This is a genomic window from Okeania sp. (assembly GCF_983059655.1).
Genome location: NZ_CEZPJD010000750.1, coordinates 1 through 1,891, shown reverse-complemented (window position 1 = coordinate 1,891; position 1,891 = coordinate 1). Strand labels below are relative to the sequence as shown.

Here is a 1,891-nt window from a genome sequence, read left to right as displayed (position 1 = left end):
TCTTGAAAAGTTGAAACATTAACATCAAAAATGCTACCAAAAATAGTTATTGATGCACCAAAACTAATTTCTTCTAACTCGAACTGGCCATAGTCAGATGAAATTTTTACTTTGCCAATATTAGCTACTAATACAGAATTAGAAGTTTTTCCGGGATTCTCTAAACAGTCTTCTAAAGCTTGACAAAAGTTAAAAACACCATTGTAAATTTCTGGTGTTTTTAATTTGGCTTTAATTTTATCTGTAGCTTGTTTTGCCAGCTCCCAAAATGACATTTTCTGATTAACTGCGTAAAAACAAGTTAAAGTAGAAATTAAGATAGCCATGTGTTCATCACCAATAGGAGGATTTACTTTTCTTCTCATTTCTACAGGGGAAAGACAACTAAAATAAAAGTCTTTATCTTCTGGCTCTAAATTTTTAGCTAATGCCAACATCATTGCCGAACAAATAGCTCCTTGAACAGTAACTTTTTCTTGTTGACAACGTTGAATAAGTTGTTGAGTCAAACTGGGATTTAATTGTTTTTGAATAAATCCACAGGTACGTTGTTGATGAGGTACATATTTTTCAAAAGGAAGGGTATCTATTTGTTGATTTGATGTTGATAATTCGAGATTATTTTCTATAGTAAAATCAGCAATTATTTCTTCCATAGAGCGAGAAGGTGTTAATTTATCAACTTCGGAAATTTGCCTATCTAATAGAATTTTTTGGCAAAAACTTAAAATTTCTGAATATAAATTAACAGCAGAAATAGCATCTGTGATTGAATGATGAATTCTGGTAATCAAATAATTAGTTGTACTTTTTTCACTTGATTTAATCAGAGTAGATCTCAGCAAGACTTTTTTGTTTTCAAACTTTGTGTTTAACTCATTCACAAAAATAGTTTGCCAATATTCAGATTCAGGATTCAAAATAACCTCTAAAGGTATTTTCTCTGTACCTTCAGTTTTAAACATTAAGTTATCCAAAGGTCCAACAATATGAGAATTTAATAGAGGATGCCGAAGTTGAACTAATAACAGCGATCGCCTCAAAACCTCTGGATCGAGAAATCCTTTGATCTTGCCAACTACTACAACGTGCAATGAATTGGCCTCGCGCTGAACAACTTCCCAACCTTTTTCTATACTAAAAAGAGGTCTATCATTAGTCATATTTTTATCCTAAAATAAGGGAGTAGGAGAGGTAGGGAAAAGACGGAAACTTCTAATAAATTAAAATCTTGAGTAATACGTAAGCATTCAGCAGTCAGCCATCAGCTATTTGTTATTAAATCATTATCATGCTAGAGAGGAATTATCCACCAAGAAGAATTAAAATTTATTAATGAAATTGGCTATAATCTAACCTCAGTTATTGCTTGAATATGTTCATACATCTGAATTGCTGTTTGTGCAGCATCCCATAGGAAATGCAAGCTAGTTGAATGTTTACAGTAGTATTAATACCATGTTGAGATAATTAGGTCTTTAGTTTGTTGTTGCCCTTTAGCGCTTGTAGATATTTTGTGCAACAGTAATTTCAGCTAATTGTTTCACATTATTCAGTTGCCAACTATTTGTGACATTTTAAAAGTGAATTGGTATTAACTATTTGCATTAGAAATTGGGCGTTGGTGATTCTGGGTATGATTTGATAATTTTATATTTTTGATTTTGTATTTTGGATGGTTTGAACTACTTGTTAATATTAACTGTTCCCTGTTCCCTGTTCCCTGTTCCCTATTCCCTATAAACCTACTTTCATACCTTAATTCACCAACGCCAGAAATTGAATACTGATAACTGATTTAACTACTCGCAAATTTCTAAATCTTTCTTCACCTTGGGATGAGTAATAAAATAATCTTGAAGCCAATCACAAGAACCTTTTAACAAATCAT

General features: G+C 31.9%; 1 protein-coding gene. It reads right to left on the bottom strand.

Annotated features, from left to right (window positions below; translation table 11 throughout):
* On the bottom strand, positions 1–1,163 hold a 1,163-nt coding region (locus AC3DU7_RS27780), incomplete at its 3' end, for a phthiocerol/phthiodiolone dimycocerosyl transferase family protein (protein ID WP_488042492.1).
* Between the last annotated feature and the right edge of the window lie 728 nt (positions 1,164–1,891).